This is a genomic window from Arthrobacter sp. HLT1-20 (genome assembly GCF_054510895.1).
This window is the reverse complement of record NZ_JBTNDR010000004.1, coordinates 105,354-129,392: the sequence shown is the minus strand read 5'-3', so window position 1 is coordinate 129,392 and position 24,039 is coordinate 105,354. Positions and strand designations below refer to the sequence as shown.

General features: G+C 61.2%; 24 protein-coding genes. 18 read left to right on the top strand and 6 right to left on the bottom strand.

From position 1 onward, the window contains the following. Positions 1 to 21 precede the first annotated feature (21 nt). The gene (locus tag ACX80Q_RS04005; RefSeq protein ID WP_459329225.1) at positions 22 to 714 is read right to left on the bottom strand and encodes a histidine phosphatase family protein; all 693 of its coding nucleotides are present in this window, start codon (positions 712 to 714) and stop codon (positions 22 to 24) included. 522 nt (positions 715 to 1,236) lie between these two features. On the opposite strand from ACX80Q_RS04005, the gene ACX80Q_RS04000 reads away from it, so the two are divergent. Together ACX80Q_RS04000 and ACX80Q_RS03995 are read left to right on the top strand one after the other, a co-directional pair. Next, positions 1,237 to 1,881, top strand: a complete 645-nt coding sequence (locus ACX80Q_RS04000) for a dihydrofolate reductase family protein (protein ID WP_459329224.1) — start codon at positions 1,237 to 1,239, stop codon at positions 1,879 to 1,881. Positions 1,882 to 2,367: 486 nt separating this feature from the next. Beyond that, complete coding sequence (locus ACX80Q_RS03995) at positions 2,368 to 2,532, top strand: YiaA/YiaB family inner membrane protein (RefSeq protein WP_459329223.1); 165 nt, start codon at positions 2,368 to 2,370, stop codon at positions 2,530 to 2,532. Between the two features lie 90 nt (positions 2,533 to 2,622). Here ACX80Q_RS03995 and ACX80Q_RS03990 read toward each other — a convergent pair whose 3' ends face one another. Next, positions 2,623 to 3,252, bottom strand: coding sequence for an NAD(P)-dependent oxidoreductase (locus ACX80Q_RS03990; protein ID WP_459329222.1), 630 nt, complete (start codon positions 3,250 to 3,252; stop codon positions 2,623 to 2,625). Positions 3,253 to 3,494: 242 nt separating this feature from the next. On the opposite strand from ACX80Q_RS03990, the gene ACX80Q_RS03985 reads away from it, so the two are divergent. Beyond that, the gene (locus ACX80Q_RS03985) at positions 3,495 to 4,382 is read left to right on the top strand and encodes a DUF808 domain-containing protein (protein WP_459329221.1); all 888 of its coding nucleotides are present in this window, start codon (positions 3,495 to 3,497) and stop codon (positions 4,380 to 4,382) included. 117 nt (positions 4,383 to 4,499) lie between these two features. On the opposite strand, the gene ACX80Q_RS03980 is transcribed toward ACX80Q_RS03985, so the two are convergent. The 3 genes from ACX80Q_RS03980 to ACX80Q_RS03970 form a co-directional block, all read right to left on the bottom strand. Then, complete coding sequence (locus ACX80Q_RS03980) at positions 4,500 to 4,757, bottom strand: hypothetical protein (protein ID WP_459329220.1); 258 nt, start codon at positions 4,755 to 4,757, stop codon at positions 4,500 to 4,502. A gap of 74 nt (positions 4,758 to 4,831) precedes the next feature. Continuing rightward, positions 4,832 to 5,872, bottom strand: coding sequence for an LLM class flavin-dependent oxidoreductase (locus tag ACX80Q_RS03975; protein WP_459329219.1), 1,041 nt, complete (start codon positions 5,870 to 5,872; stop codon positions 4,832 to 4,834). 216 nt (positions 5,873 to 6,088) lie between these two features. After that, a complete protein-coding gene (locus ACX80Q_RS03970) occupies positions 6,089 to 6,484 on the bottom strand; it encodes a VOC family protein (protein ID WP_459329218.1) in 396 nt (131 codons plus the stop codon). A gap of 115 nt (positions 6,485 to 6,599) precedes the next feature. Here ACX80Q_RS03970 and ACX80Q_RS03965 point away from each other — a divergent pair, with 115 nt between their 5' ends. From ACX80Q_RS03965 to ACX80Q_RS03920, 10 genes are all read left to right on the top strand, one after another. After that, complete coding sequence (locus ACX80Q_RS03965) at positions 6,600 to 7,136, top strand: DinB family protein (RefSeq protein ID WP_459329217.1); 537 nt, start codon at positions 6,600 to 6,602, stop codon at positions 7,134 to 7,136. Between the two features lie 199 nt (positions 7,137 to 7,335). Continuing rightward, positions 7,336 to 9,126: an ABC transporter substrate-binding protein gene (locus ACX80Q_RS03960; RefSeq protein WP_459329216.1), complete on the top strand. Its 1,791-nt coding sequence runs from the start codon at positions 7,336 to 7,338 to the stop codon at positions 9,124 to 9,126. 64 nt (positions 9,127 to 9,190) lie between these two features. Next, entirely contained in the window at positions 9,191 to 9,847 is a 657-nt protein-coding gene (locus tag ACX80Q_RS03955; RefSeq protein ID WP_459329215.1) for a hypothetical protein, read from the top strand. Positions 9,848 to 10,128: 281 nt separating this feature from the next. Further along, complete coding sequence (gene typA, locus ACX80Q_RS03950) at positions 10,129 to 12,045, top strand: translational GTPase TypA (protein WP_459329214.1); 1,917 nt, start codon at positions 10,129 to 10,131, stop codon at positions 12,043 to 12,045. Between the two features lie 265 nt (positions 12,046 to 12,310). Then, the gene (locus ACX80Q_RS03945; RefSeq protein WP_459329213.1) at positions 12,311 to 13,945 is read left to right on the top strand and encodes a peptide ABC transporter substrate-binding protein; all 1,635 of its coding nucleotides are present in this window, start codon (positions 12,311 to 12,313) and stop codon (positions 13,943 to 13,945) included. A gap of 201 nt (positions 13,946 to 14,146) precedes the next feature. Beyond that, positions 14,147 to 15,073 (top strand): ABC transporter permease, encoded by a 927-nt coding sequence (locus tag ACX80Q_RS03940; RefSeq protein WP_459329212.1) that lies wholly within the window; start codon positions 14,147 to 14,149, stop codon positions 15,071 to 15,073. Continuing rightward, a complete protein-coding gene (locus tag ACX80Q_RS03935) occupies positions 15,066 to 16,079 on the top strand; it encodes an ABC transporter permease (RefSeq protein ID WP_459329211.1) in 1,014 nt (337 codons plus the stop codon). Before ACX80Q_RS03940 ends, ACX80Q_RS03935 begins: the two co-directional genes overlap by 8 nt. A 4-nt stretch (positions 16,080 to 16,083) precedes the next feature. Next, positions 16,084 to 17,865, top strand: coding sequence for an ABC transporter ATP-binding protein (locus tag ACX80Q_RS03930; RefSeq protein ID WP_459329210.1), 1,782 nt, complete (start codon positions 16,084 to 16,086; stop codon positions 17,863 to 17,865). Between the two features lie 126 nt (positions 17,866 to 17,991). Beyond that, positions 17,992 to 18,903 carry a PIG-L family deacetylase gene (locus ACX80Q_RS03925; protein WP_459329209.1) on the top strand — a complete coding sequence of 304 codons (912 nt, stop codon included), beginning with the start codon at positions 17,992 to 17,994 and terminating at the stop codon, positions 18,901 to 18,903. Continuing rightward, positions 18,900 to 19,358, top strand: a complete 459-nt coding sequence (locus ACX80Q_RS03920; protein WP_459329208.1) for a hypothetical protein — start codon at positions 18,900 to 18,902, stop codon at positions 19,356 to 19,358. Before ACX80Q_RS03925 ends, ACX80Q_RS03920 begins: the two co-directional genes overlap by 4 nt. A 268-nt stretch (positions 19,359 to 19,626) precedes the next feature. Here ACX80Q_RS03920 and ACX80Q_RS03915 read toward each other — a convergent pair whose 3' ends face one another. Beyond that, positions 19,627 to 19,860 (bottom strand): putative acetyltransferase, encoded by a 234-nt coding sequence (locus ACX80Q_RS03915; RefSeq protein WP_459329207.1) that lies wholly within the window; start codon positions 19,858 to 19,860, stop codon positions 19,627 to 19,629. Between the two features lie 111 nt (positions 19,861 to 19,971). On the opposite strand from ACX80Q_RS03915, the gene fdxA reads away from it, so the two are divergent. The 5 genes from fdxA to ACX80Q_RS03890 all read left to right on the top strand — a co-directional run bounded on the left by fdxA (position 19,972) and on the right by ACX80Q_RS03890 (position 23,951). Then, positions 19,972 to 20,295 (top strand): ferredoxin, encoded by a 324-nt coding sequence (gene fdxA, locus ACX80Q_RS03910; protein WP_054012064.1) that lies wholly within the window; start codon positions 19,972 to 19,974, stop codon positions 20,293 to 20,295. Between the two features lie 10 nt (positions 20,296 to 20,305). Further along, complete coding sequence (gene dapC / locus ACX80Q_RS03905; RefSeq protein WP_459329206.1) at positions 20,306 to 21,469, top strand: succinyldiaminopimelate transaminase; 1,164 nt, start codon at positions 20,306 to 20,308, stop codon at positions 21,467 to 21,469. Positions 21,470 to 21,680: 211 nt separating this feature from the next. Beyond that, positions 21,681 to 22,964, top strand: a complete 1,284-nt coding sequence (locus tag ACX80Q_RS03900; protein WP_459329205.1) for a citrate synthase — start codon at positions 21,681 to 21,683, stop codon at positions 22,962 to 22,964. A 120-nt stretch (positions 22,965 to 23,084) separates the two neighbouring features. Further along, positions 23,085 to 23,270, top strand: coding sequence for a hypothetical protein (locus ACX80Q_RS03895; protein ID WP_459329204.1), 186 nt, complete (start codon positions 23,085 to 23,087; stop codon positions 23,268 to 23,270). Positions 23,271 to 23,327: 57 nt separating this feature from the next. Further along, a complete protein-coding gene (locus ACX80Q_RS03890) occupies positions 23,328 to 23,951 on the top strand; it encodes a TetR/AcrR family transcriptional regulator (RefSeq protein WP_459329203.1) in 624 nt (207 codons plus the stop codon). The last annotated feature ends 88 nt before the right edge of the window (positions 23,952 to 24,039 follow it).

Here is a 24,039-nt window from a genome sequence, read left to right as displayed (position 1 = left end):
AATATTCTAGGCCCAGGAGGTTCATGGCGCTCTTCGCCCTGCACCGCCGCCCACCGGCGCATCGCCGGAGTGGAGGCCACTAGACAGCCACGAAAGATCACCCGCATCCGTGTTGCTCGCGTAGACGCTCGGCCGGCTAGCGCCGTAGTGCACGATCGATATGGAGGCGGGGCCCACGTTGATCCGCTGGAAAAGGTCAAGGTGCATGCCGAGGGCGTCAGCGAGGATCGACTTGATGATGTCACCGTGACTAACTGCCGCCCACACGGCCCCTGGCCCGTATTCTGCTTCGAAGGCTGCGTCGTGACGTCGAATCGCTGCCACCGACCGGGACTGCATCGCGGCCATGGATTCTCCGCCGGGAAAGATGACGGCGGACGGTTGCGACTGGACAAGCGGCCACAAATCCTCCGTGGTGAGATCACTGAGCGTGCGGCCCTGCCACTGGCCGTAATCGCACTCGGTGAGCTCGTGATCAATGGGCGCATGTGGTGTGCCAGTCTGGCGATCAAGAATGAGCTGGGCGGTCTGCTGACAACGCTCAAGCGGGCTCGACACCACCCCGACTAAAGGCACGGGCGCGAGCCGGTCTCCGGTCGAGGCCGCCTGATCCCGCCCAATCTGGTCCAAGCTGACGCCGACCGCCCGACCGGCCAGCAGCCCAGTGGCATTGGCTGTGGAGCGGCCGTGCCGCACAAGAATAACTGTCGCCATCCACCCAGCCTAACCACCCGCCGCCGACGAACCCAGCCCAGAAGCCGAATGTCACCAACCTAGTGTTTATTTGGAGCTAGGCGGTTCAGGTGTAGACCCTTGACCTAGTCACGCGTTCTCGCGCTTTCCGCGCCCAGGTACTCGTGGCCTCGGGATCTTGAGTCGAGCTCCATCTCTTGCTCAAGATCCTCGTCCGACAGGGAACGAGCCTGATGCCTTGTTTTGTCGTGAAACTTGGCCCACGAAGGCAGCCCAGCCAGCGAACTTCACTCCGGCACGAGGGCCGCGGAACGGTTAACCATGGGCTGGACGGTTCTTCTCTTCGCCAGACTGAACCTCGAGCGGCCTGCCTAGCGCCGGGATGTGCCTCTCAGAATCCATTCTGAGAGGCGCCTTCTTGTCTCCCCACCATGGTGCAGCAGTCTCGTGCCCGCCACCTGACTTCCAAGAATGATTGCAGTTGGGAGTCACTCTGGGCTAGGGTTCAAGCGTTTCCGCAAATCAATCACTCAGGGAGTTGTCATGGCTCGGACGCGGGTACATAGCTTGTTGGTTTCTTCAGACGGATATGCCGCTGGTGACTATGTGACGCTCGAGAAGCCGATCGGGGATGCCGGGGCGCTCTTCAGTAAGTTCGACGGACGCGTCATCCACGGCATCCATGGCATGGACGACCCGGTGACCGCGGATCGGGCCATGTTCAGCATGTGGGGCCAAGGCATAGGGGCGGAGATCATGGGCCGCCGAAAATTCGGTCCGCAGTCCGGCGAATGGCCCGACGACGGCTGGAAAGGATGGTGGGGAGACGCGCCGCCCTTCCTCACTCCGGTCTTCATTCTGACTCACTATCCTCGCAAGACACTCGAGTTCGCAAACGGCACCAGCTTCCACTTTGTCGATGCGTCTCCCGAGAAGGCGCTTCGTCTGGCGCAGGAAGCGGCCGGCGGTTTGGACGTTCGGATCGGTGGCGGGCCGTCGACAGTGCGCGAATTCCTGCAGGCTGATCTCATCGACTTCCTGCATGTCGTGATTGTTCCGATCATGCTCGGCTCCGGTGTTCGGGTCTGGGATCACGTGGCTGGTTTGGAAGACCGGTTCAGCGTCGAATCCATCAGCACGTCCAGCGGGCTGACGCATCAGCTGTGGAATCGGAAGGACCGCGCGTGAATGAAAACCGTGCGGCAGTTGAGCTCATCATCAGCCTCTCAGGCAACAGCTACCGACTACGAAAACAACAAACCACACACACTTGGGCGCAATAGAAAAACACAACCAGTGGACCTATTTTTGGTTGGCGTCAAAAGCTGAAAATAACGCGAAGTACCGTGCTCTTTAGCGGTTTGTGTTGCGTCTGAGTTGTCCGTCAACGTGTTTCAGGGTCGCGTGATTGTTCGTTTGGACGTCCAAAGTGTCTCTCTGGAGCGACCCTGAGTGCTTAGGGCATCAAGGTAGCCTCTAGGCACAAGAGAAGCCCGGCAGCTATATCGATGCCGATGCCAGATGCAACGTTCGATGGAGTAATAAGTGTGAAGGGGTAGGAATCATGAGTGCGACCAATCAGCTAGGAAAACCGACAGGTGCTTTTGTAGGTGCTTCCTGGATTGCATTGGGGCTAGGAAGGGGGTCTACTTCAGAGGACTCTGGAACGCGAAGATGGAGCTCAATGAGAAGGGTTTCTACGGCATCGGTTTCGCCATGAGCTTGTTCGCCGTCGTAGCGGAGCGGAAGAACATCAGGGATCTTGCAGCCCACAAGGCTGTCTACCCTGATCAACACGTACAGGCCAGACACGGTTTTCTGGACAAACCAGAGCGGTAAGAGGTCCAAGTGCAAAGAAGCTGCAGAGTCCACCTCTGCGGCTTCTTCTGCGGGTCGGGTCAAGGGCCTCTTAGGCTGAACGCCGCGAACTCATCGGCTACTCAGGCCGAGCGCACTGCCGTGAGTGGACTCATTATCCAGAACTTCGAGCATGCATGCTGCGAGGTCACCACGTGGAATCGAACCGTATGGCTTCCCTTCGCCGGTTGCCCCGAGCGCGGTCCAGGCGCCAGTGGGGACCTTGTTAGTGAGGCTGGCTGACCGGACCACTGTCCAGTCAAGACCAGAGCTGGTGACGGCCAACTCCTGCTCGTTGTGGTCAGCCAAGGCCTTTCCGAGCACGAGCTGAGTTATCAGCCGAATAGGAGCCGGTAGCGCCGACGCCGAATCACCTGCGCCCAGTGAGGATTGCACAACGAGTCTGCGCACGCCTGCTTCGTGCATAGCCGCAATGATTGTCCGTGTGAGCGCAGCACGTTGATGGTGGACGCCCTTGGCCCCACCTACTGTGACAACGACGACGTCGGCTCCGGCCACGGCCGCGGCGGCTACTGCGGGATCCGTCGCATTACCGGTGATGGCCCGAGTCGCGGCTGGCGCTTTGCCGCTTCGAGAGAGGACTGTGACCGAATGCCCTGCTTGAAAGGCAAGGGAAGCCAGCTGAGCTCCGGTGCCTTTTGAGCCGCCAACAATGGTGATCTTCACGGAATCCTCTCGCATCGCCGATGTCGTTGATGCCGTTGATGTCTCCGAGAAGTTTACCGGCGCCCGCAAGGCCGAGGGTCCTCTAGAGACAAGCGCCCCGGGCACAGCGGCGGGTGCATACGCAATACCGTCCGGATTCAGTGGTTCGGTCTAAGATGTTCTCTGCCCGGCTTTTTCTCCGGAGTGCCAGAGAATCAGAGCATTGGCGCCTCTCAGGCGTCATTGCTACACCTACCGCAAGACCCAAGGAGTGCACTATGTCTGTTGGCTTGCTCGCCATCGTTGACGACATTCTGACCGCCGCTTTGAAGGCGTCCGCCAAATCGGCTGGTGTGGTCATTGACGACGCCGCCGTCACTCCGCAATATGTTGCAGGCCTGACGCCCGCTCGCGAACTGCCCGTCGTGGCCAAGATTGCGCGCGGCTCGCTCATCAACAAATTCGCTTTCATCATTCCGCTGGCCCTGCTGCTGACGGCCTTTGCGCCGTGGGTGCTGCCATACCTGTTGATTATCGGCGGCGTTTACCTCTGCTACGAGGGTGCCGAAAAGGTGACCGAATGGTTTGGTCACGTTCATGCCCACAAGGAAGAGGGGGCACGCGATGAGAAGGCGCTCATTGCTGGTGCGGTGCGCACGGACCTGATTCTTTCCACCGAGATCATGCTCATCTCGCTATCCAACCTTGATCCGGAGATGGGCTTCTGGATGCGGCTCGGAGCCCTCGTCGTGATTGCGTTGGCGATGACGGCGCTGGTCTATGGTGCGGTTGCGCTGCTTGTTAAGCTCGACGACGTCGGCATCAAGATGGAGGCCAGCGAGAACAGTGGCACGCGTAGGGTAGGCGCCGGAATTGTGCGTTCCATGCCAGCAGTGTTCCGCGTCATCAGCATCATTGGCACCGTGGCCATGCTCTGGGTGGGCGGTCACTTGGCCATCCTCAACGTGGGCGAGGTGGGCTGGCACTGGCCCATAGACCTGCTGCACAAAGTTGAACATGCCTTGGAGCCGCTCGGCGCCGTTGTGACCTGGTTCGGCGACACCCTGGTGTCTGCGTTGGCCGGACTGGTGATCGGCCTGCTCGCCGTCGGCGTCATGCTTGTGGTCCAGAAGATGCTGCCCAAGCGCCACCACGCGGAAGCCTAAGGCAGCGTACGACGGCGTCGCCAATCAGGTGAAAGTTGAATCCTGCCGCCTGGAGCTTGTCCGCCACGGGGCAGCTGCCGTCGTGCCGCCTGCGCAGACTGCCAGGGCCGACACAATCTAGCTGTAGCCAGGTTTGTTGGGTGCAAGGACCGGGCGATCGTTGGCAACGTCAACACAGCCAACCGTGCCGTGATGCGTGGACCGGATGCACGGCGCGCTGCCAGCTGCGTGCATCGCGTCAGCGAGTGCCTGCAGACCCGGGATGAACTTGTCAGCCGAGCGGCCCGGCTCCTTCATCGAGGCCGCACCCAAGGGGAGCGCAATGGCGCAGGCGCCGGTGATGATCAGGCCAGAGCCGCCGGCGGCGCGAGCCATGTAGTGATCGATCTCGGGCTGTTCAATCTCGCCGTGCTCGGAAGGCAGGGCAAGTCGCTGGTGTCCAGTAGGGCTTAGCCCTTCGACGGGGTCCAGCCCAGCGCCGGGCCCAAGGTGGTAGCGATGTCGGTCAGGATCTGCACATAGTCCTCATGGTCGAAGCTGAAAGGCAGCGCGAACGCCACTTCATCAACCTCCCGGAACCCGGCATGGGCGTGCAGCTGCTCGGCGATTTGTTCACTGCTGCCGATGAGATCAGGGGCAAACAGCATACGCTTTGGCCCCTGTGGCACTTTTGTGCGGGGCGTGCGCTCGTTGACGTATCGACGGTACTTCTCCCGCTGCCTTCCTGAAGCCGAATCCGTGGGGATGACCACCAGGCCTTGGGAGACCCGGGCTGGGCCGCGCGTCTGGGCTTCCGCGGAGGCGCCTCGGTAGGCGCGAATTTGTGATTGCTGGATGTGTGCAAACTCCGGTTCCTGAAACTCATCGGGGAAGACCACACTGCTGGTGAGTAGATTGAAGCCGTTCTCCCCGGCCCAGATGGCAGATTTGCTGCTTGCCGCCCCATACCAAAGTCGCTCACGCAGCCCGGACGAGTGCGGCTCCACGCGGTTGGAGAATTCCTCCACAACGCCCCGCTTGCCGGAAAATTCCCTGACAGCTTCCCCGGCAATCAAACGGGCAAGCCGGTCCACCCGTGCGTAGCTGAAATCCTCCAGCTCGGCGGAATCGGGGTACAACTGGTGCTTGAGCGTGTCGAAGTGCATCGGTTCACCCACGCTCAGGCCCGGATTGATCCGTCCGCCGGAGAGTAGGTCCACTGTGGCCAGGTCCTCGGCCAGGCGCAAGGGGTTTTCCCAACCCATGGGGGTCACCGCGGTGCCCAGCTCGATCCGGGAGGTGCGCTGGCTGGCCGCAGCCATGATCGCAATGGGGGAGGAGATGCCGAACTGCAGATGGCGGTGTCGCAGCCAAGCGCTGTCAAACCCAAGCCGCTCGCCCAGTTCAATGACCTGCAATGTTGATTCGTGACCCGCGGCTGGGTCCGCCGGATCGAACAAGCCAATCGTGAGGAATCCAAGTTTGCGCAGCGGAGATGAGGAGTCGGGCATGGCTTCCTTCATGTATCGGAGTACGGCTGATGCTCATCATAGGCAGGGGATCGGGTGAGGATTCCGGGACGTTACCCTCTAAGACTTTGGCACCGGACGTTGGGCTGCGCAGCCAATGCGTGGAGTTGCGGGGGGGGTCTTGCTCCCTGTGCCGATCGAATAGATCAGGCCCCTGCCCCATGCAGGCCCGGCCGGTCGGACCAGGATGCCCACAGGCTAGTGCGCGGCACGCTCCGCTTCCGTCAACGTCCGCAGCACACAGAATTCATTGCCTTCGGGATCCGCCATGACCACCCACGTGACCCCGGTGCCCTGGCCAATATCTACCCTCCTGGCACCCAGCGCCTCCAGCCGGGCCACCTCGGCCGCTTGGTCGTTGGGGCGCAGGTCAAGGTGCAGCCTGTTCTTGACCGCCTTGGCCTCTGGCACGCGCAGGAACAAAATGTCCGGGAGAACTCCAGCTTCGGGGCTGCCGGCGGGAGGTTGCAGGGCCACCTCGTCGTCATCGGCATCGTCGAGGGCGATCCGCCAGCCAAGGGCCTGCGCCCAGAACTGTGCCGTTTCGAGCGGTGTTGTTGAGTCAATGGAGAAGTTTTCGATTCGTAATCCCATGCCGCCATTGTGCCGTCCCGGGCGCCTCCTGACCAGAGCCTGCCCCTGATCTCCACCGACAAGGCAGGGGCCACAAGATCCCACCAATCGGTCCAGGGTGTGAAAAAGTTGAGTCATGGACAACCCCGAGGCACGCACACCGGAACCCCCGGACACCCGGACAGGCCCGCCGTTCATGGCGGGGGAGCGGGAGTCTCTTGAGGCCTGGCTGGAGTTTTACCGGGCAACCCTGCCCATCAAGGTGGGTGGACTGACGGCTGGTCAGCTGTGCCAGGCCGCCGTGGCGCCGTCGAGCATGACCATCGCCGGGATTGTCCGCCACCTGACGGACGTGGAACGGTATTGGTTCTCGAACATGGCGGCCGGAAGCGCGCAAGCCGCCCGCTATCAAGCGAAGGACCCTGACGCCGACTTCAACGCCTACACGGAAGCGCAGGCCCTGGCCGACGTGGCCGCCTACACTGAGGAACTCGCCAGTGTCCGCTTGCTGGCCGCCGCCGTCAGGAACCTTGACACGCCGCTGCCCACGCTCCGGCACGGGCAGCAGCTGAACCTGCGCTGGGTTTACACGCACATGATTGAGGAGTACGCCCGCCATTTAGGGCATGTGGACCTGCTGCGCGAATGTGTTGATGGTAGAACCGGGTACTGATTTACGACGACGGACGGCTGGGCCGGGTGCCGGCGCCCGCCATGAGCCACTGCTCACATTCATCCGTTGAGCTAGGACATTCCACAGCTCCTGTCCAGAACGCTGCGGTACGCTGAAACGCAGGATTGTTCCAAGGGATTGGCGAGCCGCCAACGAAGTCCCGTAATGCCCATTTTGAAGCGAAGAACCTGGAGGTGGAATGCGGCCCGGACGCATTTCCAAAGTACTGGCCACGGCCGCGGCACTTGCCTTGGCCCTGGCGGCTTGCACGGGCACACCCCCGGCACCCAACCAGACCACAACGTCCCCAACACCAACGGCCGGCGGGAATGTCACAGTTCTTGAGGGCTCCCCATTCACCTCGTTCAACGCCACCAGCGTCACAGGCAACACCCTGACGAACACCCGCATCGCCTCGGCCACGCACTCCGGATTCAACTCCGTGGGCAGCGACCTGAAGATCGTCAAGAATGACAAGTTTGGCAAGTATGAAATGGTCAAGGACAAGCCCCTGACCATCAAATACACCATCAATAGCGGTGTCCAATGGTCAGACGGTGCGCCCGTGACGGCCGACGACTTGCTCCTGCAGTGGGCGGCGGCGTCGGGCTATTTCAACGACGCAACCTTGGATGCGAACTTTGCCGTCACGGGCGGGACCGCGTACTTCCACGCCGCCGGCGACAACACGGGCCTCGCCAAGAGCGAACTTCCCGTCATCGGCGACGACGGACTGTCGCTGACCTTGACCTACACCACCCCGTACTCCGACTGGGAGACAGCTCTTGGCTCCACCGTGGACGTCCCGGCCCACATTGTGGCGGTTCGAACCGGACTGAAAGACGCGCAGGCATTGACAGCGCTGTTGCAGTCCGTGCCCAAGGGTGATCCCGCAAAACCTGCTCCCGCCAATCCCATGCTGCGCAAGGTAGCCGATTTCTGGAACACGGGTTTTGACACGAAAACCATGCCGGATCCCACACTGGCACTGTCCAACGGGCCGTACCTGGTCAAGGGAATCACGGCGGACAAGGAGCTTGTTCTCACCCGCAATGCTGACTACACGTGGGGGGAGGTGCCCAAGTTGGACACCCTGACCGTCCACTATGAAAGCGACCCGGACAAGCAGATCGCAGCGCTTGAAGCAGGGACTGCCGATGTGGCCACGCCTGTTGTGAGTGCGGAACGGGTCAGTGCCTTGGCGGCGATGAAGCCTGCCGGGGTGCAAGTCCAGCAAGGACTGGGTCTGGGGTTTGATCAGCTGGTGCTCAATTTCAAGGGAGTCTTCTCCCCGCCTGATTTACGGACCGCCTTCCTGCACACAGTTCCCCGCCAGGAGATCGTGAACCAGGTTGCCAAGCCCCTTGACCCCAACGCCGGGGTGCTAGATTCCTTTGTGTTCAACCCCGCGCAGGTTCCCTACAAGGAATCCGTGCGCAGCAACGGCACCCAGGACTTTGCCACAGTGGACCTGGCTGCGGCCACCGAACTCCTGGCCGGCGCCAAACCCACCGTGCGCATCCTGTACAACAAGGACGATCCTGACCGCGCCAAGGAGTATTCCTTGATTGCAGCCTCGGCCACCTTGGCAGGCTTCAGTGTCACGGACGCAGGCAAGGACTCCAAGCAATGGCTTGCCGCCTTGAAGGAAGGGGCCTTCGACGTGGCCCTCTACGGGTGGAGCCGCAACCCCACAGGTTCTGTTCAGGTGCCCCAGGTCTTCACCACGGGAGCCGTCTCCAACCTCAACAATTTCTCCAACACAGTGGTGGACCAGCTCACCGAACAACTTGCGGTGAACCCCGACTCGGCAAAACAAAATGCCTTGAAGCTGCAAATTGACCAGCTGGTTGTTGAAGCTGGCTACGGTCTGCCCCTGTTCCAACGCACAGCCCTCAGCGCCACGGGCAAGCACGTCTCGGGCGTGCAATACTCCCCGCTGGACGTTGGTCCGTGGCAGAGCGTCGCCCAGTGGTCGTTCGTCAAGTAGTTCGTTGTGCACGGCAGCCTGCCAACGCAGGGCGCGGCCCGAAGCGCCAAGGAAAGAAGAATTCATGAATGCCGAAGCAATCCCCCCAAGCGCCCTGCGCGTCACCAGCCACGAAGTCCTGGCCTTGCTTTCCTTTGCACCCGGGCCCGGGCCCGGGCCCGGGGCCGAGTTGAGCCGCAAGGTCCTGGTCCTGGCCGATCTGCCCGAGGACAGCGACCTTGTCCGGGCCGGATTGGCCACCCTGCATGTTCGGGACATGGCCGAGGCCGACGGCGACGGCATCCACCTGCGCGACGGCGCCCTGGTGCTATCAGTCATCCTCTCCACCGCCACCGAATGGTTTGAGGCCACCCGCTACGGCGCCACCTCGTCCTTGCCCGCCTACATGGTCAGCTCTCCTCACGGCAAGGCAGCAATCTTCCTCCGGCCGCTGAGCCAGTACCTGTGCCTGCCGCTGCGTGCCGACATGGACCTGCATGATTTTCTTGCGCAAACGGTGAACGGCCTCACGGCCGAGGCCCACGGCATGGGTGGCGGTCTGGTCACTGTCCGCCACCACCAGCAGGGTGCCGAACCAGCAGCGGCCAACGTGAAAGTAAATGCCGATGGTTCACGCCAGCTGGCAGCCCTGCCTTTGCAGAAAGACGGGCAGCTGACACTCACCACCCTTGACGAAAGCCAGGACGCCGGAGCTTGCGTAAGCACCGCTTTTCGCGGCTGAGCACCCCAGCCCACTTCTTAGGTGAGTTTCATCACTCACGGAAGCGTCCGGCGTCGAACATTTAATGCGGGAATGCGCGGTTAACCGGCGGTTGGGCGGTGACCCATGGTCATTTCATGGAAAAAATGCGCCCAAGATGGGATAAAGTGACTAGGCCGTATTTGTCAGTACGACTAGAATGGTGTTATCTGCCGATTCTTCACGGCCAACCATCAATGTGACTTTCTGCTTTAGCCCTTTCCGGGCCTGCAGCCGGGCCCAACTGAAACGAGTCTTAACGCATGAACGACACTTCTCTGAACACTGCTTCGCGCACTGACCTGCGCAATGTCGCCATTGTGGCGCACGTTGACCACGGCAAGACCACCTTGGTTGACGCCATGCTCAAGCAGACGCACTCCTTTGCCGATCACGGTGTGGTTGCAGAGCGTGTCATGGACTCCGGTGACCTGGAGCGCGAAAAGGGCATCACCATTTTGGCCAAGAACACCACGGTGGCCTACAACGGTCCTTCCGCTAACGGCCAGGTCATGACCATCAACGTCATCGACACCCCCGGTCACGCCGACTTCGGTGGCGAAGTTGAGCGCGGTTTGTCCATGGTTGACGGCGTTGTTCTGCTCGTTGACGCGTCTGAAGGCCCGCTGCCGCAGACCCGCTTTGTACTGCGTAAGGCACTGGCGGCAAAGCTCCCCGTGATCCTGTTGGTCAACAAGACCGACCGCCCCGATGCCCGCATCGACGAAGTTGTTGCCGAGTCCATGGACCTGCTGTTGGGCCTGGCCTCGGATATGGCTGACGAAGTTCCGGACCTGGACCTCGACGCCGTTCTGAACGTGCCGGTTGTTTACGCATCCGGCAAGTTGGGCCGCGCCTCCACCGTGCAGCCCGAGAACGGTACCGCGCCTGACAACGAGGACCTTGAGCCGCTGTTCAAGACCATCATCGATCACATTCCGGCCCCGACCTACAACCCGGAAGGTGTCCTGCAGGCGCACGTCACCAACCTGGATGCTTCGCCGTTCCTGGGCCGTTTGGCTCTGCTGCGTATCTTCAACGGCACCCTGCGCAAGGGCCAGACCGTTGCCTGGTGCCGCGCCGATGGCACAGTCAAGCCTGTCAAGATCACCGAACTGCTGGCCACCCAGGCGCTGACCCGTGTTCCGGCCGAGTCCGCTGGCCCCGGTGAAATTGTTGCTGTTGCCGGTATCGAGGACATCACCATTGGTGAGACTCTGACCGACTTGGAAAACCCGCAGCCGCTGCCGCTGATCACCGTTGACCCGCCGGCCATCTCCATGACCATCGGTATCAACACCTCGCCGATCGCCGGCCGCGTCAAGGGCCACAAGGTCACAGCACGCCAGGTCAAGGATCGTCTGGACAAGGAACTTGTCGGTAACGTTTCCTTGAACGTTCTCCCCACCGAGCGTCCCGACGCTTGGGAAGTTCAGGGCCGTGGCGAATTGGCGCTGTCCATCCTCGTTGAGCAGATGCGTCGCGAAGGCTTCGAGCTGACCGTTGGCAAGCCGCAGGTTGTGACCAAGCAGATCGACGGCAAGACCCACGAGCCGATGGAGCACATGACCATCGACGTACCCGAGGAATACTTGGGCTCCGTGACGCAGTTGATGGCTGCCCGTAAGGGTCGCATGACCAACATGGCCAACCACGGCACCGGCTGGTGCCGCATGGAATTCATCGTTCCGGCCCGTGGCCTGATCGGTTTCCGTACCCGCTTCATGACCGACACCCGCGGTGCCGGTATCGCAGCCTCCATCTCCGAAGGCTACGAGCCGTGGGCCGGCCCCATCGAATACCGCACCAACGGTTCCATCGTGGCTGACCGCTCTGGCGTGGTCACCCCGTTCGCGATGATCAAGCTTCAGGAACGCATGAACTTCTTCGTGCAGCCCACCTCCGAGGTCTACGAGGGCATGATCGTTGGCGAGAACTCACGCGCCGATGACATGGATGTGAACATCACCAGGGAAAAGCAGCTCACCAACATGCGTGCAGCTTCCTCGGACACCTTCGAGAACATGACCCCGCCGCGCAACCTGACTCTGGAAGAGTCCCTCGAATTCGCTCGCGAAGACGAGTGCGTTGAGGTTACCCCGGAGTCGGTCCGCATCCGCAAGCTGATCCTGGACGCTTCCGAGCGCGCCAAGGCCGCCCGCAGCCGCGCCAAGAACTAACTACTGATACTTTCAGTGGTGCCATGAGATTCTCATAGCACCAACACAACAGCCCGTCCCAGCATCTGCTGGGGCGGGCTGTTGTGTTTAAAGTCTCATCTCGGTAAAGATTCGTCCAGAATGTGTCCTCGTTTACTTGCAAGTAACATTTTGTGGCTAGGCTCATAGAGTATGAGTTGGAACACTACCTGGGTCAACGGCGATCCCGGTTAACCTGCAACACGGATGTTTCTTCTCGCAACCATTAAAAAATCAAGGAGGCGGAATGCGTTTCTCACGCACTTCCAAGGCATTGGGTCTGGCAGCAGTCGTTGCTATGTCCCTGTCAGCATGCGGTGGCGGCACGGACAGCGGCAACACCGCGACCGGCGACACCACGAAGGTTATCTCGGCGAACAGCACGGAGCCGGAAAACGGCCTGCTACCCGCAGACACCAATGAAGTGGGTGGCGGTAGGGTCATGGACCTCATCTTCACCGGCTTGGTGAGCTACGACATTACCGGTCGTACGGTCAACGAGCTTGCGGATTCCATCGAAACCACGGATTCCCAGAACTACACCATCAAGATCAAGTCCGGGGAAACCTTCAGCGATGGCACACCCGTCACTGCCAAGAGCTTCGTGGACGCTTGGAACTTTGGTGCTGCTGCAAAGAACGCACAGAAGAACTCCTACTTCTTCGAGTCCATCAAGGGCTATGCCACGGTTTCCGCCGAGGGTTCCACAGTGGACACCATGGAGGGCTTGAAGGTTGTCGACGACACCACCTTCACCGTTGCCCTTGCTCAGCCCGAGTCTGACTTCAAACTTCGTCTGGGCTACACGGCGTTCTACCCGCTGCCTGAGTCCGCTTTTGCAGACCCGAAAGCATTTGGTCAGAACCCGATCGGCAACGGTCCGTACGTCATCGCCAAGGACGGCTGGAAGCACGACGTTTCCATCTCGCTGGTCCCCAACGACAAGTACAAGGGACCGCGCAAGGCCAAGAATGGCGGTGTGAACTTCACCATCTACGCCTCGGCCGAGGCCGCCTACACCGATGTGCAGTCCGACAACCTCGACGTGCTGGATCAGGTACCTCCGAGCAACCTGCCGAACTTTGCCAAGGACTTCGAAGGGCGCAACGTCAATCAGGCTTATGCCGGCAACGCGACCATGACAATCCCCAGCTACTTGCCCGAGTTCCAGGGCGAGGCCGGACAGCTTCGCCGCCAGGCAATTTCCATGGCCATCGACCGCCAGCAGATCATCGACAAGATCTTCTTCGGCAACAAGAAAATTGCGAAGGACTTCACTTCACCCGTTTTGGACGGCTACAGCGATTCGCTCTCAGGCGCCGAAGTTCTGACCTTCAACGCCACCAAGGCCAAGGACCTGTGGGCACAAGCTGACAAGATCAGCCCCTGGCCGGCAGGCAAGGTTTTCACCGTCTCCTCGAACATCGATAGTGCTGGTAACAAGGAATACATCACAGCCATGACCAACCAGATTGCCACCAACCTGGGCATCAAGGCTGAGTTGAACCCGATTCCCACGTTCAAGCAGATGCGTGAACTGGTCAACTCCAAAAAGCTCACCGGCGCCTCACGCGCCGGCTGGCAGGCTGACTATCCCTCACTGTACAACTTCCTCGGCCCGCTGTACGGAACAGGGGCAGGCTCCAACGATGGCGACTACTCTAGCGCCGAGTTCGATGCCAAGCTGAAGACCGGCTTGGCAGCAAAGAGCGTTGAGGATGGCAACAAGATCTTCAACGAAGCCCAGGAAATTCTGCTCAAAGACTTGCCGGTTGTACCCCTGTGGTACCAGGCAGTTCAGGGTGTCTGGAGCAACAACGTCACCAACGTGAAGTTCAGCTGGAACGGCGTTCCGGTTTACAACGAAATTACCGCAAAGTAAGCAGTTAGTTCCGTGGTATGAAATGGGGGATCCGGCCTTGGTGCCGGGTCCCCTTTTCCTGCCCTAAAGCACGCATGTGTGCTAGTTTCCGTACAGTGGTAGGCGCGCGATCCGCAGCCGGCCACCCTGTACTAACCACTATTGAACAGGTAATTTCATGAATTCTTTGCGATTGGAAGCCCGGCGAGAGGAGACACCGCAATGGTGATGTTCGCCCTCCGCCGCTTCCTGCAGCTGATCCCCGTCTTCTTTGGGGCAACACTGCTTGTCTACTTCCTTGTTTTTGCAACTCCAGGCGACCCCATCGCCGCACTGTCCGGCGGCAAGCCCATGGCTCCCGCCGTTGAAGCCGCCTTAAGGGCGCAGTACAACTTGGATCAGCCGTTCTGGGTTCAGTACGGGCTCTACCTGAAAAATCTTGTCACCTTAAACTTGGGTCAAACTTTCTCCGGACAGGAGGTGTCGGCGGTCATTGCCCGCGCCTACCCGGTAACCGCCCGTTTGGCCATCATGGCCCTGGCATTTGAAGCTTTCTTTGGCATTCTCTTCGGCGTCATCGCCGGCCTGCGCAAGGGCAAGCTGTTCGACAGCACCGTCTTGGTTGCGTCTCTGATCGTCATCGCCGTCCCCACCTTTGTTTTGGGCTTCGTGCTCCAGCTGATCGTGGGTGTCCAACTCGGCTGGGCCCGTCCCACCGTAAGCGGCACTGCGCCGTGGAATGAACTTGTCCTGCCGGCGCTGGTCTTGGGACTCGTGTCGCTGGCTTACGTCATTCGACTCACCCGTGCATCCATCAGCGAAAACATGAACGCCGACTACGTCCGCACCGCCACGGCCAAGGGCCTGACTCGTCGACGCGTCGTCGTCGTCCATATTTTGCGTAACTCCCTCATCCCGGTGGTGACCTTCCTGGGTGCCGACCTGGGTGGGCTCATGGGTGGCGCGATTGTCACCGAAGGTATCTTCAACGTCCCCGGCATTGGCAACCTGCTCTACAAGGCCATTCTTAAGGGCGAGAGCGCTACCGTAGTTGCCGTCGTCAGCATCCTGGTCATTGTGTTTGTAGTTGCCAACCTGGTTGTTGATTTGTTGTACGCCTGGCTCGATCCGAGGATTCGTTATGTCTGAGAACCTGACACCTGAAAAAGAACCTGCTGCCCGGGCAACCCCCGCGAGCCGGCAGGGAAAAACGTCCAGCCGCTTCATTGAGCACTATGTGGCCCCGTTGGAGGAAACCCCGCTGGTTGCCATTGACAAGGTTGATGAGACGGCGGCGCCGTTGAGTCTCTGGGCCGAAGCGTGGAGGAATCTGCGCAAGCAGCCCCTCTTCATCATTTCCGCCCTGTTGATTGTTTTGGTGGTTGTTGTTGCGTTGTTGCCCAATCTGTTCACGAGCGTTGACCCGACGTCCTGCACACTGGACGATTCCTCGGCGCCGCCTGCCCCGGGGCACCCAATGGGGTTCACCTTGCAGGGTTGCGATGTTTATTCACGAATGATTTTTGGTACGCGAGCCTCGCTCATGGTGGGCGTTTTCACCACCATTGGGGTCGTCCTCATTGGCGGCATCATGGGCGCAATTGCTGGCTTCTACGGCGGCTGGCTCGATTCGATCCTTGCGCGCCTGGGCGACATCTTCTTCGCCCTGCCCCTGATCCTTGGCGCCATCATCATCATGCAGTTGCCCGCATTCCGCGACAACCGCAGCGTCTGGACGGTGGTGGTCACCCTGGTGATCTTCGGCTGGCCGCAAATTGCGCGCATCACCCGAGGCGCCGTGCTTGAGAACCGCAACGCGGACTTTGTCACAGCATCAAAGGCGCTAGGCCTTTCGCCGTTCCGGGCATTGGTCAAGCATGTCATCCCGAACTCGCTGGCACCGGTGATTGTGGTTGCGAGCATTTCCTTGGGCACGTTCATTGTTGCCGAGGCGACGCTGTCCTTCCTGGGACTGGGGCTGCCCGGCACTGTCATGTCCTGGGGCAATGACATTGCAGCGGCACAGTCGCAGGTTCGCAACAACCCCGCCGTGCTGATGTGGCCGGCACTTGCGTTGGTCATCACCGTCTTGAGCTTCATCATGCTCGGTGACGCCCTGCGCGATGCCCTGGATCCCAAAGCAAGGAAGCGGTGACAGCATGTCAATTTTTGAAAAAGGTACACCCGTGAATTCCACTCCTGCCCGCAACGACGATGCGCCGCTTCTGGAGATCCGGGACTTGGCCATCACCTTTGACACGCAGAACGGTCCCGTCAATGCCGTGCGCAAGGCAAGCCTGACCATCCTCCCAGGAGAGACAGTGGCCATTGTGGGGGAGTCCGGTTCGGGCAAGTCCACCACGGCACTGGCAGCGATCGGGCTGTTGCCCAGCAACGGCCGGGTCAGTGGCGGGCAGATCATTTTCGACGGTGAGGACATCACCAACGTCAGTGAAAAGCGCATCATTGAACTTCGCGGAAACTCCATCGGCATGGTCCCCCAGGACCCCATGTCCAACCTGAACCCTGTGTGGAAGATTGGCTTCCAGGTCAAGGAGACGCTGCGGGCCAACGGGCTCGACGGCGGCAGTGCCAAGGCACGCGTGGCGGAAGTACTCGCCGAAGCTGGCTTGCCCGATCCGGTGGAACGCGCCAAGCAATACCCGCATGAGTTCTCCGGCGGCATGCGCCAACGCGCGCTCATCGCGATTGGCCTGGCCTGCCGGCCGCGCCTGCTCATTGCCGATGAGCCCACCTCCGCCTTGGATGTGACGGTGCAGCGCCAGATTCTGGACCATCTGGACCGGATGACCACGGAGTTGGGCACAGCAGTGCTGCTCATCACCCACGACCTTGGCCTTGCAGCCGAGCGGGCAGAGAAGGTCGTCGTCATGTACAAGGGGCAGGTGGTTGAATCGGGTCCCGCACTGGAGATCCTGCGCAACCCGAAGCACCCCTACACGCAGCGCCTGGTCAACTCGGCGCCGTCGTTGTCCTCACGCCGCTTGCAGTCGCAAAAGGCAAAGGATGTTCTGGCAGCGGCCGTGGAAGACATCGAAGCGTCGACTCCCGACGTGGTGGACGGCCCGCATGTACCGCACGTCAGCCACGCCACGCCGTCGTCCGGGGCACGCAAGCCCGCGGGCAAGGGCGACATCATCTTGGAGGTCAAGAACCTTACCAAGGAGTTCAAGCTCCGCGGCGCGCTGGGCAAGTCCTCGCAGTTCAAGGCCGTTGATGATGTGTCCTTCAGCGTCAAGCGCGGAAGTACCATGGCCATTGTGGGCGAGTCCGGATCGGGCAAATCCACGGTGGCGCAGATGGCGTTGAGCCTGTTGGCGCCCACGGAGGGCAGCATCCTCTTTGACGGTGTGGAGGTGAACACGCTTAAGGGGAAGGCACTCTTTGACTTCCGCCGCCGCGTGCAGCCCATCTTCCAGGATCCCTACGGTTCCTTGGACCCGATGTTCAACATCTACCGGACCATTGAAGAGCCGCTGAAGATCCACAAGATCGGTGACGCCAAGTCGCGCGAGAAGAAGGTCCGTGAGCTATTGGACCAGGTGTCCATGCCAGCGGCGACCATGCACAGGTACCCGAACGAGCTCTCCGGCGGCCAGCGCCAGCGCATCGCCATTGCGCGCGCCCTGGCGTTGAACCCGGACGTCATCATTTGTGACGAGGCTGTCTCGGCACTGGATGTGCTGGTGCAGGCGCAGGTGCTGAACCTGCTCAACGAGTTGCAAGAGGACCTGGGCCTGACCTACCTGTTCATCACCCACGACCTGGCCGTGGTTCGCCAGATCGCTGACCAGGTGTGTGTCATGCAGCGGGGCCGCATTGTGGAATCAGCTTCCACCGATGAGGTCTTCAACAACCCGCAGCAGACCTACACACAGGATCTGTTGAACGCCATTCCGGGAGCCACACTCCTGGTTTAGCGGCTGCCTAGAAGCCGGCGTACCCGTGGCCCTGCCGCGGTGCGCCGGCTTCTTTGCGCCCAATGGCTGGCGGGGTGGCGGGCGGGCATTGGGGGTGCGCCGCTGCCAGCGAGTAGATTGGTGGGCATGGAGAACAATGACGCCACCGCTGTTGCGCCCCTTTTGCCGGGCGCGGGACCGGACGCCACCGCCTTGTTTGTGCACGCACACCCGGACGATGAAACCATTGTCACAGGTGCCACCATGGCGGCGTTGGCCGCCGCCGGGACCCGTGTGGTGCTCCTGACGTGCACGCGTGGGGAGCTCGGGGAGGTCATCGTGCCGGAGCTGGCCCATCTGGAAGTGAAGGCGGCAGATCTTGTTGCTGGCACTCACGACGCCGGCCACACCAGCAACGCCTCAGCGGCGGACGGCACGGGGCTGGCGGTGGAACGCGAACGCGAACTGGCAGCAGCCCTGAACGCCCTAGGGGTTGGCGAACACATCTGGCTTGGGCAGGGGCTCACGGCGCCGGCCAGCGGAGAGGTGACCTTCCGTGATTCCGGCATGCAGTGGGGGTCCGACGGCAGGGCCATGGCCGCCTCAACCGTGCTGCCGGGGTCCTTCTCCAAGGCGCCGCTGGCACAGGCTGCCGAGCTGCTGGCCGCCGCCATCCGTTCCCTGCAGCCAACCCTTGTTGTCACTTACGCGGCCGACGGCGGCTACGGCCACCCCGACCACGTGCGGGCCCATGAACTCACCATGGCCGCCTTGCGTGCAGCCGCAACGCCGTCGCAGGAGGCACCCGGCTGGGTGGTTCCGGCCATCTATGCCATTGTCAGCGACCGCCCGGAGCGCGTGCTGGCCGAAGGCGTGCCCCGGATTGCTGTCACGGGCAATCTCGCGGCAAAAATTGCGGCCATGCAGGCCCACCGGACGCAGATCACCGTTGACGGGGAGCGGTTTGCCCTTTCCGATGACGTGTGGCGGGACATCTCTGCCGTGGAAGAGTTCGTGGCCCTGGATCCGGCCACGATTTACGGGGTGCAGACGCCATGACCGAACCCTTGGAGGCTGGCAGTCAGGAACCGGGCACGGAGCCGCTAAAGGCCGCACGGGTGGAAAAGACCCGTTTCTCCCTTCCGCCGCCGCGCCGGTGGGCCGTCCTGGCGGCAGCTGCCGGGGCGGGTGTTGGCAGCGGACTGCTGGGGACATCCCTGCACGGCCACCTCTGGCATCTCGACGGCGGTGCAGTCATCCCCTACGGCGGGGGACTGGCTCTGCTGTTGTTGGCGGCGGTGGGCCTTTTCGTGGGACTGTGGAGCAAAAGTTCCTGGGTTGTGGTGCTCTGCGGCGGCGCTGCGTACCTCACGGCAGGGCTGCTGTCGATGCAATTGGGCGCCGTCGGCATGATCACCGACAACCTTCAAGGCCGGGTGTGGCTGTACGGTATAGCGTTTGTGACGCCCCTGGTGGCCCTGTTGGTCTGGCGCCTGCTGCTCCCCAAAAAGTAACTCCCGACGCTCTCGCAGCAATGGTCAGTTTTTCCCCGACGCTCTCGCAGCATTGGCGTGTTTTTTCCTGACGCTATCGCAATCGCGGGGTGCAGATTCAGCAGATTCTTCTAGCACGGTGTTGGGCGAGGCGAGCCTGCCGAAACAACGGCGCCCGACGGCGAGCCGTGAGATAGCGTCGCCAAATATCCAGCCATTGCTGCGAGAGCGTTTCCAGAAAACACGCCAGTGCTGCGAGAGCGTCGGGGGAGGACAGGGGACGGGCGGGTCAGTACTGCACGCGTCGTTCGCGCCGCGGGGGAGGCGGGGGAACCGCCTTGGCGAGCTGGACGTCGTCGAACATTATGGTGATGGCCCCGGTGCGGGTGGAGACGGTGCAGCCGTGGTGGTCACGGGCCACCAGGTCGCCCAAGGCGTCCGTGAAGCCGGAGCCGATCCTGTAGCGGATAACCACGCGCGTGCCCAGGGGAAGCTGGGTCAGGCGCTCAAGTGCACTGTTCACCTCTTCATACTAAGTCTCGCGGAGGTGCGGGCATGGCGGCGGTGGGGGATAATGGGTCAAGCGGTGCTTTTTGTGCCCCGCCCATTGAACTTTTGAGGAAGGTTGGGGTTCGTGACGTACGTAATTGCGCAGCCATGCGTGGATGTCAAGGACAAGGCATGTGTTGAGGAATGCCCTGTTGACTGTATCTACGAAGGCGAACGCTCGCTCTACATCCACCCCGACGAGTGTGTTGACTGTGGTGCCTGTGAACCTGTCTGCCCCGTAGAGGCCATCTACTACGAGGATGACACCCCGGATGAGTGGGCCGAGTACTACAAGGCCAACGTTGAGTTCTTCGACGTGCTGGGCTCACCCGGCGGCGCGGCCAAGATTGGCAACACGCACACCGACCACCCGTTCGTTGCGGCCCTGCCGCCGCAGAATCAGGACTGATCAGCTACACATGACTTCGGCTTCGCAGCAAACACCCAGCAACTTTGGCCTGAATCTGCCTGACTACCCGTGGGATGCCATGGCGCCCTATCAGGCAACGGCAGCCAAGCACCCGCACGGTGTGGTGAATCTTTCCATCGGTACGCCCGTGGACCCCACCCCGGCCTTGATTCAGGACGCCCTCAAGGCGGCTGCGGATGCGCCGGGTTACCCCACCACGCATGGCACGCTGGCCTTGCGCCAGGCCATTGTTGACTGGTTTGCGCGCCGCCGCAACGTTTCCGGGCTCGACCCGGCCGACGTCATGCCAACGGTGGGTTCCAAGGAACTGGTGGCCTGGCTGCCCCTGCTGCTGGGCCTGGGCGCCGGCGACGTTGTGGTCCGCCCCAAGGTTGCCTACCCCACGTATGACATGGGGGCCGTGTTTGCCGGTGCCACGGCTGTTGCCGCCGATTCCCTGGAGGAGCTCGACGCCGAAACCCTCGCCAAGGTGCGCCTGGTGTGGGTCAACTCCCCGGGCAACCCCACAGGCATTGTGCGCGGGGTGGCCGAGCTGAAGGCTCTTGTTGAGCAGGCCCGGGCCATTGGTGCTGTGGTGGCTTCGGATGAGTGCTACGGCGAGCTTGGCTGGGGTGCGTGGGATACCGAAAACGGTGGCGAGCCCGTGCCCAGCGTGCTGGATGCCCGCGTTTCCGGCGGCTCGAATGACGGCCTGCTGGCCGTGTACTCCCTCAGTAAGCAGTCCAACGTTGCCGGCTACAGGGCCGCGTTCGTGGCTGGTGACAGCGCCATCATGGCGAACATGATCAACAGCCGCAAACACGCCGGCATGATTGTGCCCTACCCCGTTCAGGAGGCCATGCGCGTGGCCCTGGGCGATGATGCGCACGTGAAGGAACAGAAGGACCGCTACAGAAGACGTCGCGAACAGCTGGTGGGAGCACTGGAAGCTTTTGGGCTCACCATCCACCATTCCGAGGCCGGACTGTACCTGTGGTGCACGGCCGGTGAAGACACTTGGACAACCATTGGGCGCCTTGCAGAGCTGGGCATTTTGGCTGGTCCGGGCACCTTCTACGGCGAGGCCGGAAACGGTTTTGTCCGGGTGGCGCTGACGGGCAGCGATGAGCGCATTGGTGCCGCTGTGAGTCGACTCGGCGCAAAAACACTGTGATTTTGTGCAAAGTAGCCACTTTTTGGCCGCAGGATTAGTCTTGAAGGCCCTTAAAGCGGTAGTTTCATAGGTAGCCGTCTAGGCTACCGGACGCTTAATTTGCTGAGTTTTTCTTTTGGTCTTCACCACCAATGACGCGGATTTTGCGCGGATAAGAAAACTTGCATTGAACTAACCAAAGCCTTGAAGGCTACCTCATGAAGGGGACTCCATGTCTGATTCCACGAGCGCGACCCTGCGCTACGACGGCGGAGAACTTGAACTTCCGCGACTCGAAGCAGTTGAAGGTAACGCCGGGTACGACGTTTCCAAGCTCCTGAAGACCACCGGCGCGGTCGCCTACGACCCCGGTTTCGTCAACACCGCAGCCACCTCCTCTGCCATCACCTACATCGACGGTGACAAGGGCATTCTGCGCTACCGCGGCTACCCCATCGAAGAACTGGCAGAGCACTCCAGCTTCCTGGAAGTCTCCTTCCTGTTGATCTACGGGAACCTGCCCACGCCGGCAGAACTGGACGCCTTCGACCAGCGCATCCGCCGCCACACCATGCTGCACGAAGACCTCAAGGGTTTCTTTGGCGGCTTCCCGCGCGACGCACACCCCATGCCGGTACTGTCCTCGGCCGTCTCCGCGCTGTCCACGTTCTACCAGGACTCCCTGGACCCGTTCGACGACGAGCAGGTTGAGATGGCCACCATCCGCCTGATGGCCAAGATGCCCGTCATCGCCGCCTACGCGTACAAGAAGTCCATCGGCCAGCCCATGCTGTACCCGGACAACTCCATGAACCTGGTGGAGAACTACCTGCGCCTGAGCTTCGGCCTGCCGGCGGAGCCCTACGAGCTGGACCCGGTAGTGGTCAAGGCCCTGGACCTGCTGCTGATCCTGCATGCAGACCACGAGCAGAACTGCTCCACCTCAACCGTCCGCTTGGTCGGTTCAGCAAACGCCAACATGTTTGCCTCCGTCTCCGCAGGCATCAACGCCCTCTTCGGCCCGCTGCACGGCGGCGCCAACGAGGCCGTGCTGAACATGCTGCGCGACATCCAGGCCAGCGGCGAGCCCGTTGAGAAGTTTGTTGAGCGTGTGAAGAACAAGGAAGACGGCGTGAAGCTCATGGGCTTCGGGCACCGCGTCTACAAGAATTACGATCCGCGCGCCACGATCGTGAAGGCCACGGCCCACGAGATCCTCGAGAAGCTCGGCGGCAACGACGAACTCCTCGCCATCGCCATGCGTCTGGAAGAAGTTGCGCTGACGGATGAGTACTTCATCTCCCGCAAGCTCTACCCGAACGTTGACTTCTACACGGGCCTGATCTACAAGGCCATGGGCTTCCCGGAGAAGATGTTCACCGTCCTCTTCGCCATCGGCCGCCTGCCGGGCTGGATTGCCCAGTGGCGCGAAATGATGAAGGACCCGCAGACCAAGATCGGCCGCCCGCGCCAGCTGTACACAGGCGAGCCGGAGCGCATGTACCCCTCGCGCTAGCACTCTCGGCGGTCGAGCCTGCCGAGACCAAAGTACGACGGCGGCGGGAGACTTTCCCTTGGGGGAGTCACCCGCCGCTTTTCTTTTGCGTAACCTGGGACGAAAGTAAAAATTATGAAAATGTCGACGCTGTTGCTGCACACGTTCTCCATGGCATTCCCCATTGTGGTGGTGGTGCTGGGAATCCTGCTGCTGCTGGGGAAAACTGTATTCTTGCCGTTCTTCATCGCCTCGCTGGTCATCATGATTGCGCTGTTGGTGCTCCTGCGCCGGGACAAGAAGAAGGACGCCGCCGCGTCCGAATAGCGGGCCGCATCCTCCCGTGGTTGAGCAATTGTGAAACATCTGTGCTAAAAAAGATGTGTGCCCAAAATTGTTGATGCAGACCAGCGCCGCGAGCTCGTTGCCGATGCCGTATTCCACGTCATTGCCGAGCGAGGGCTGACACAAGCTTCGCTACGTAACGTGGCTGAGAGGGCAGGTCTGGCACTGGGCTCGGTGCGGCACTACTTTGACGACCAAGCCGAGCTGATGGAATTTGCCTTCCGGGTAAATTCTGAGCGCATCCACCTGCGTGCGCTGGAAAAGTTGGAAGCCCTGGAGACGGCGGAACTGCCCACCCAACTGGACACCCTGGTGGAGAAGTGTTCCGGTGTCCTGGCTGAACTGCTGCCACTGGATGAGCCCCGCCGTGCAGATGCCGTGGTACACATGGAATTTATGCTGGATGCACGCACTAACGCTGCACTTACTGATGCCGCCCAGGACGACTACCGCGCCACGGGTGCCGTGGTGGGACGGGTGATGTTGCAGCTCATGGAAAGCCCCTTGATGGCAAAGGACCTGGTGCCGGTGGACGAGGCTGAGCGCCTCATAGCCATCCTTGACGGCCTGAGCCTGCGCATGGTCCTGCAACCGGCATGGTCGGCCCCCCAGCACGGCCTGGCGACTCTGCACCGGCACCTGGAAGACCTCCTGGCCCCCTAGCCCCAAGCGCCGTAAACCAAAAACGCTATCGCACTAATGGTGTGTTTTTCGTCGTCCTCTCGCAGCAATGGTGACTTTTTGGCAGACG